Raw genomic sequence first — 8,871 nt, 5'->3', positions numbered from 1 at the left:
TCTGAGTTAGCAGGTGTGCCGCTAAAGGTACGTGTTGTTGCATCAAAACTTAACCATGCGGGTAATGCACCGCCACCGGCAAGTGTTGCGGTGTAAGTGAGTGCATCGCCATCGACATCCGCAAAAGTGTTTGCTGCGAATTGGTAATTGAAATTTGCATCTTCGGCAGTGGTTTGATCGGCAATAGCGTTGGAGACTGTCGGTGCATCATTCGTGTTAGTAACAGTGATGCTGAAATTTTCAGTGACAGCTCCGCCGTTGCCATCATCTGCAATCACATTAATTGAGATCACACCCACATCCGCATTTGCAGGTGTGCCGTTAAACGTGCGCGTTGCGGCATCAAAACTTAACCATGCGGGTAATGCACCGCCACCGGCAAGTGTTGCGGTGTAGGTGAGCGTGTCGCCATCGATATCTGCAAAAGTGTTTGCCGCAAATTGGAAATTGAAGTTTGCATCTTCCGCGATGGTTTGATCGGCAATGGCATTAGCGACTGTCGGGGCATCGTTGCTATTGGTTACGGTGATGCTGAAATTTTCGGTGACAGTCCCACCGTTGCCATCGTTGGCGATAACGTCAATTGAGATCACACCAACATCTGAGTTAGCAGGTGTGCCACTAAACGTACGTGTTGCTGCATCAAAACTCAACCATGCTGGTAATGCACCACCACCGGAAAGTGTTGCGGTGTAAGTGAGTGCATCGCCATCGACATCTGCAAAAGTGTTTGCTGCGAATTGGAAATTGAAATTTGAATCTTCCGCGATGGTTTGATCAGCAATCGCGTTAGCGACTGTCGGGGTATCGTTGGTGTTGGTTACGGTGATGCTGAAATTTTCGGTGACAGTCCCGCCGCTGCCATCGTTGGCGACCACATCAATTGAAATCACACCAACGTCTGAGTTAGCAGGTGTGCCGCTGAAGGTACGCGTTGCAGCATCAAAACTTAACCATGCGGGTAATGCACCACCACCGGAAATTGTTGCGGTGTAGGTGAGCGTATCGCTGTCGAGATCGGCAAAAGTATTGGCATCGAATTGAAAACTAAGATTCGTATCTTCCGCAACTGTTTGATCGGCAATGGCATTAGCGACTGTTGGTGCATCGTTAAGATTATTAACCGTTATCGCAACTGTATCTGTATCGGTAAGCGCTCCACCAATGCCTGTATTGCCTAGGTCGCTGGTTGTAATAGTGAGAACAGAAGAACCACTAAAATCAGTTACAGGGTTAAACGTTAGAATTGCTAAAGCTGCATTAATATCCGCTTGCGTGCCGCGGAAAATCATTGCGCCATCAGCTGCACCATCACCCGAAATAAACGACAAACCGGCAACACCCGCAAGCGTTAAATTGCCATTGGTGACTGATAAATTGACTTCCAGATTACCAGCACCCGCATCCAAATCATTCACTTGAATTCTGTTGCCATTAGCTGCACTAAAAACTAAAGCAGAACCTTCATCAATGACCTGCGCACCGGGCACTTCATTTTCAGGCGCATCATTTACTGCAGTTATATTGACGGTAAAACTATCGCTACCGGACAAGCCACCATCACTGGCAGCAACTGTAATCACATCAGCCGTAACCGGCGTATTACCTGATAGGCGATAAGTTAAAGCCCCACCGTTATTACCGGCAAAAAAATTATTGAGCTGTGCCGCTGTACCGCTAAGCACCAAGGTTTTGGTATTTACACCAGAGACAATCACCACCCCGGTAGTACCAGCGGTTGCCGCAAGATTACTGTTGCTCCACTGTGCCGACAATGTAATTGTCAGTGTGTCACCATCATCATCGGCAACACTGATTCCCGTTCCATGCAAATTTATCCAGGTCTGCTCATTAGCGTAGTAATCGCTCAGCGGAATATTTACTACAGGCGCGTCATTTGTATTGGCAACCGTAATAGAGAAAGTATCAGTAATAAGACCGCCGTTGCCATCACTGGCAATAACATCAATCGAAAAACTCCCTACGTTGGCATTGGCCGGAGTACCACTGAATGTGCGAGTAGCTGCATCAAAACTCAACCAACCCGGCAAAGCGCCACCACCTGCTAATTGAGCCGAGTAAATCAATGTATTACCGACATCCTGATCAGCAAAAGTATTGCTTGTGAATTGAAAATTAAAGGCGACGTCTTCAGCCGCACTTTGATCAGGGATTGGGTTCGCTACTGTGGGGGCATCGTTGGTATTGGCGACCACAATATCGAAAGTATCTGTGACAGTTCCGCCATTGCCATCGTTGGCGATTACAACTATCGATACGGTTCCCACATGGGCATTAAGGGGCGTACCAGAAAAAGTGCGTGTTGCTGCATCAAAACTTAACCACGCAGGTAATGTCCCGCCACCCGCTAGTTGCGCGGTGTAAGTGAGCGTAGTACCAACATCCACATCTGCAAAAGTATTTACCGCAAAGGTAAAATTAAATGCACTATCTTCCAGTGCCGTTTGATTGGGAATCGGATTAGCAACTGTAGGTGCATCGTTAATATTGGCAATTACCAAATCAAAAGTATCGACAGCAACAGCCCCGCCATCGCTATCTGCTGCGGTGACTTTAATAGTGATAGTTCCCACATCACTATTAGTTGGTGTTCCACTAAACGTACGAGTCGATGGATCAAATACCAACCATCCAGGTAAAACATTATCGTCTGATAACCTAGCGGTATAGGTCAGGGTATCTCCCACATCTGGATCATAGAATGTGGCATCCGAAAACTGAAAATTGTAGGGGGTATCCTCAGTCGCGCTCTGGTTGGGAATGGGATTAAGCAACACAGGAGAATCGTCAGTATTGCCGATAACAATATTGAAAATATCGGCAACACTGGCAGAGCCATCACTAGCAGTGACTTCCACGCTGAGAGTGCCCACATCACTATTGCTCGGAGTGCCACTGAAAGTGCGCGACGGTGCATCAAAACTTAACCAAGCGGGTAAGACACCGCCACCAACAAGGGTTGCAGTGTAGGTCAGAGTAGTTCCTGTATCCGGATCACTAAAGGCATTCGCGCCAAACGTAAAATTGAACAGAGCATTCTCTGTTGCAGCTTGATCAGAAATTGGAACTGCAACAACCGGCGCATCATTGGTATTAGCGATCACAATATCGAAGGTATCCGATGCGATTCCACCTGCACCGTCATTAGCAATCAGCCTGATCGACAAAGTTCCTACATCACTATTTGTAGGTGTACCACTAAATGTTCGCGTTGCCGAATCAAAATTTAACCACCCAGGCAGTACACCTCCAGCAGCTAATTCAGCAGTATAAGTAAAGCTTGCCCCCACATCGCCATCACCAAATGTATTGGCAGGAAAGGTGTAAGTAAATGCACTATCTTCCGTGGCATTTTGATTAGGAACAGGAATATTCAAAAAGGGATCATCATTCACATTGATGACTGTCAGATTAAATGTATCGCTTATGCTCCCACCATTTCCATCGCTCACCGTTACGCGAATATCGAGCACACCCACATCACCATCATCAGGAACACCACTAAAGGTACGTGTTGCCTGATTGAATTGCAGCCACGGAGGTAATCCGCTCCCACTCGCCAAAGCTGCTGTAAAGATAAGCGTGCTGTTATCTATATCGCTAAAAGTATTTGCAGGAATGGTATAGCTGAACATATTCCCTTCCTGCACCGATTGGTCAGGAATAGGATTATCAAGAACGGGAACATCATTAACGGAATTAACGGTGATATTCAGCGAGTCGGTGTCAATTAACCCACCTGACTCGGTCGTCATCGTTAGCTGTGCTGAACCATAATAGTTTGCATTCGGAATAAAATTAATAGTCGCCAGTGCAGCGTTAACTTCTATTAAAGTGCCACTAAAAACCATTGTGGTGTCACTGCTGCCATCACCTGTGGTGAAGGTCACGCCGCTAGTATTAGCAAGTGATAATGAACCGTTGGTGATAGACAAAGTCACTTGAACATCATCAGGATCTAGTGTCACACCAGCACCGGTATCCTCTACTTGTATTTGATTGCTATTTGCCGCACTGAACTGCAGGGTGCTGTCTTCATCAACCGATTGCGGGTCAGCAGGAAGTGAGTTGAGTGAGTTGTAAATGGTAATGGCAACTGTACTGACAGCATCCTCTGCATCTATTCCAGAATCTCTACTGGTTATTCTGAGCGTGTCAGCACCAGTCACATTGGTTGCCGGTGTATAAGTAATAGTGGCGAGCGCCGCATTGACTGCATCTATAGAGCCAATAAAGCGCATGTGATAATCGTTAGTTCCATCACCAGCGGTAAAGCTCAAGCCCGTAGTTTGACCAAGACTAAGGTGAGCATAATCAGCTGTGAGAGTCACTTCCATTGGTTGCGGAAACGCGTCTGCATCAGAAATTTGAATTTGGTTGCCGTTAGCAGCACTGAAAACCAAAGGTGTATTTTGCCCGGTGAATTGTGAGCCAGGCACATGATTAACGGAATCTATGTTGACGCCATCGTTATAGCCAACCAACAACTTTAAATCTGCACTCGCATTACTCGCGCCAGAAACAATCATCTCTGAATTATTCCAGCGGTTGCTATCGCTGTAACCAACAAATACTTCTCCGTCTGCATTATTGGAAGAGATACGAACAATATAAGTTTGATTGCTATTTAAAGTGACATCATCAAAGTTGACCGTCTTCCAGCCAAACTCGGTGGTTAATTTGTCAAAATTAATCGTTTTACTTGCCAGCGGGGAAACATCACTCCAACCGTCATCAAGCAGCTGGATAGTAATATCTTGGCCATGCGCAGCGGCAGATTTCATTAACTGCACGCTGATTTGATTAACGGTGTAAGGAGCACCGCCATTATCAAACGAAAAACTCTGCCCAACGTTTATAGTGGACGAGACTACTTGGGAGCTGCTGCCATCTTGAATATTAATAAACTGCGTTGTGGCCAATACCCCCACAAAAGATTGTTGCAACTCCGCACTAACCAGTACCGGTGTTTCAATCTCACCTACGCGATACTCCAAATCCCAATCGCCACCCAAAGACTCATGCCCGGTTTTATCATCACTGGCTGCAACATCAGCTGCGGTCAATTGTGCAATTTGGTTAATCAGTGACTGACCTGATGGGTGAGCGGCAATATCGCAACCGTACAACAGAATATCCGCATCACCGCTTAACGCCCTTCCCCACTGAATCAGGTCATCTTCGTATTGAAATAATGTATTTTGACTTAGCGTTGTCAGACCCAACTCAACTGCGCCACCGGAACCGTGAGAGACTATGTGAATTGCTTCAAGGCTAGTGTATTGCGCTAAAGCAGATGTGATTTGCTCTACACCATTAAGTTGAGGATCGAGATATACAACAGCGACTTCGCCAGATGAATAACGTTGCTGTATGTCACTGACAATCGCTTCATAACCATCAAGAGTGACATCAACAAAAATAATTTGCTCGACAGCTGAAGTAGCGATATTGCTCACATCAACCAAAGGCTCATCGGGGAAATAGATGCTGGTTAAATCAACTGCATCTGCTGCTTGCGCCAAATACTGGCCGTCCGAATTGCCATCATCAAACACAGCGACATCCGCTGTAGCAGAAAATAACAAACGCGGTTCAAGCGCTTCAATTAACGGGCGACGGTGACGTGGCGGCTTGGTCATGGGTTACCAAATTCTTTTAATCTGTGCTTCGCAAAAAAGCTCGGCACAATTTGTTTTAAGGACTGGTGAAAACGAAATACATCCTTGGGATTTGGTATTAACCGTTAAGGTAAATGCGGATCATCCAACAAACTTAAACTCACGCCTTCAAAACTCACTCTGCAGCGCAACCCACTCGGTAAACGGTTGTCAGGATTAGCAAACGACAAACGAATACCAAAGGTATTACTCGGGCCATCAATCACCTGATCAACCAAAGTAACTTCGGCAGGATAATTTTTATCAGCGATACCTAGCTCTGGTTGAATACTGGCAGTCATACCGGTTTTAATTTTGCCGTACAAACTGGCAGGCGCAAAAACTTCTACCCGCAATGGATCCAACTGCGCCAGCTTGAGCACCGGCTCAAAATCGATATGCTCACCCGGCTCTTTCAGGCGCTCGACCACAACACCATCAATTGGGCTAACCAAGGTGCGACGTTGCAAATCCGCCAGCGCGCGCTTGTGCTCCAACTCTGCCTGACGCTTACGATCCAGCGCTTGCTGCAATTGCTGCTGCGCAATGGCATGTTCGGTTTTGAGTTTATCCAATTCCGAAAACGACGCTGCTTTTTTCTCGTACAAATCAGTAACACGAGTCAACGAGCGCTTACTAAATTCCAACGCTAACTGCTGCGCTTGCACATCGCTGGTTAACTCCGCTTGCACACGACGCAATTCGGCCGTAGCCGCTTCCAGCCCCGCATCGAGGCGTGCAAGCACATCGCCTTTCTTTACACGATCATTTTTATCTACCAGAACTTCGCTGATAACACCTTCAACCGCGCTACTCATTTCGATCACAACCGATGGTTCGATTCGACAATTCAGCTGCGCTGGCTCCGGTGCTTGCGCAAATGCGTGCGCGCCAGACAAACCCAATATGAGTGAAAAAAAAGACCGCTTGTACATATGTAATCCGCTGTATTAAAGTTATTTGCTTATCACTATAGAGTAAAAAAGCAGGTTACGAAAAATGCTTGATAAACAGTTGCTGAAACGCGCGATACCACTGCACTGCCAAAGGCTCGGCTGGATGCGAAAAGTGCACATAAGCGCGTTCACCATAGCGACCGGATTGCGCGACATCACTGAGAGTTAAATCGAGCAAAAATATGTTTTCAGTCACTCGCGTACCATTTGGCTGACTGGCATCAATCGCTAAACGCCCACCACCTTGGGCACCCAGCACTTGGCTGGGCAGCTCTTTGGTGGCTACCGGAATATCCTGCTGAATCACCGCTGGAATACGGTGCCCTGGCGCACTGGCAAACTGCAAACTCACGCTCTTAGTCGCCTGACGTACGAGGCCTATTTCATCCTGTAGCAAAGCCGTACGCACACGTAGCTGTTGGGATTTTTCGATCAACGCAAATTCATCACCCTGCTGCAAAAAACTGCCAAGTAAATGATGCTGGCGGGTAATACGAAATATACCGCTGGACGGACTGCGCACAGCCAAATCATTTACACGCTTTTGCAACAGTGCGATTTCTGCCTGAATCGCTTTAATATCCTGTTCAAACAACTGCGCCTGCGAGCGATCATCAACCCACACCTTTTGATAGTGCGCTTCATATTCACGCAGATACGCCTGCTGCGCAGCCAAATTCGCAACCAATACAGAATTATGCAACTGCACTAACACCTGCCCTTGCTCAACTGCATCACCTTCGGCAACCAAAACCTGCGCAACCTCACCGCTCGATTCTGCTTTCACGCGTGCATCATCCGGCAACCACAGCACTGCCTCGGCAGAGGTACTCATCGGCATGGGAACAGCAAGCAAAAAGACACTTAACAACACTATGCCCGCTGCGGTTACACCTAGAGCACGTGTGCGAGTTCGTTCCAATTGTTTATCGCGTATCACAAAAATTAATGCCTTGATTGCAGGCCAGAATAATTGGAAAAATATCAACCAAGCGCCGATAACCAAACCTAAGGCTGGAAAGTACTGCGCAGCAAGCAGAATGATAAAAAACAGTACAAATACGCGATAACAAAATGCCGCAATGCTGTAGCCCATCAACAACACCGCTTCACGTTCACTGGACGCGGGCGAAAACACATTGCTCACCCCATAGGCGTAGCGACGCAGTACATAACTGAATTGTTGATTGGCACGGGTGGCAAGATTGGGCAAATCAAACGCATCAGTCAGCAGGTGATATCCATCAAAACGCATTAACGGATTACCGTTAAAAAACAGCGTGGATACGCCGCCGATAATCATGATGTTGTATAAAAAATCGCGCCCAAAGCCATTGGGCAATTGCAGCCACAATAAGAGTGCCAAGGCTGCTAAAAATAATTCCACCGCCATACCCGCCGCGCCCACCATCAGCCGCTGACGCTTGGATTGAAATCCGGTTGCTGCGCTGGCATCCACATAAGGTAAAGGCGTGCCCAATACAAACATCACACCGCAATCATTTACCTGCCCGCCCCAGACTTTGGTAAACAGGCCGTGTCCTAATTCATGCAGCACTTTAAAACAGGGATAGGTCAGCCACAGCAATAACAAATTCGATGGTGACAGCACGCGATCCAAATGCCCTTGAGTGAGCTGCGTCCAGTGCACGCCGACTTGCAACAGCGCAAAACCCACAACGCACAACCACACAATCCCCATAGTGCGCGATGCAAGTACACGCGCAAGCGGCATTAATTTATTGAGCAATTTATCGGGGTTGCCGAGCGGAATATTCCAGGTGAGCGGATTCATTAACAGGCGCAACCAGCGCTGTTGTTTTTTATGCTCGCGCCGCGCAAATAACTCCTGGGTGTTCGGCGGTAAATCGCAGATTAATAAATCGGCGACATGCAGATATTGCAATAGATGCAGCAAATCCTCGCGCGTGGGAATTTCTTCTTTATCCACATAAAACTCAGGCTTTGCTGCCGCAGCTAAAATCTGGTTCAACGAATTGCGGCCATCCATCGCGCTAATCAAACGCCATGCAGAAGGTGTCAGACGATGAAAGCGGCCATTACTTTTATCTTGCAAAATGTACCAGCGCTCACCGCTGTAATCGCGTCGCTGAATATGAATATGGCGGGGCAAAGACGGGCGCAAAGACTCAAGGCGCTGCCAAACAGGATTGTTGCTGGCAGGATTGTTAATGGCGGAATGATCAAGTCTGGCTGCGTCAGTCATTATTGAA

3 protein-coding genes are annotated in these 8,871 nt (G+C 47.3%); all 3 read right to left on the bottom strand.

From position 1 onward, the window contains the following. The coding region (locus tag SPL68_RS18010; protein ID WP_323816562.1) for a putative Ig domain-containing protein at positions 1 to 5,663 on the bottom strand (5,663 nt) is incomplete at its 3' end. Positions 5,664 to 5,767: 104 nt separating this feature from the next. After that, positions 5,768 to 6,616 carry an efflux RND transporter periplasmic adaptor subunit gene (locus SPL68_RS18005; protein ID WP_323816561.1) on the bottom strand — a complete coding sequence of 283 codons (849 nt, stop codon included), beginning with the start codon at positions 6,614 to 6,616 and terminating at the stop codon, positions 5,768 to 5,770. 55 nt (positions 6,617 to 6,671) lie between these two features. Next, a complete protein-coding gene (locus tag SPL68_RS18000) occupies positions 6,672 to 8,864 on the bottom strand; it encodes an efflux RND transporter periplasmic adaptor subunit (RefSeq protein WP_323816560.1) in 2,193 nt (730 codons plus the stop codon). Positions 8,865 to 8,871 lie beyond the last annotated feature (7 nt).

The sequence above is a fragment of the Cellvibrio chitinivorans genome (assembly GCF_035117775.1).
Lineage (GTDB): Bacteria > Pseudomonadota > Gammaproteobacteria > Pseudomonadales > Cellvibrionaceae > Cellvibrio > Cellvibrio chitinivorans.
Note: the sequence above shows the minus strand (reverse complement) of the source record. Positions and strands in the feature narration are given on the sequence as shown.

Excerpts from the sequence above, each read along its gene's own strand:
- SPL68_RS18000 (WP_323816560.1), bottom strand. The coding sequence starts at position 8,864 with ATGACTGACGCAGCCAGACTTGATCATTCCGCCATTAACAATCCTGCC.
- SPL68_RS18005 (WP_323816561.1), bottom strand. The coding sequence starts at position 6,616 with ATGTACAAGCGGTCTTTTTTTTCACTCATATTGGGTTTGTCTGGCGCG.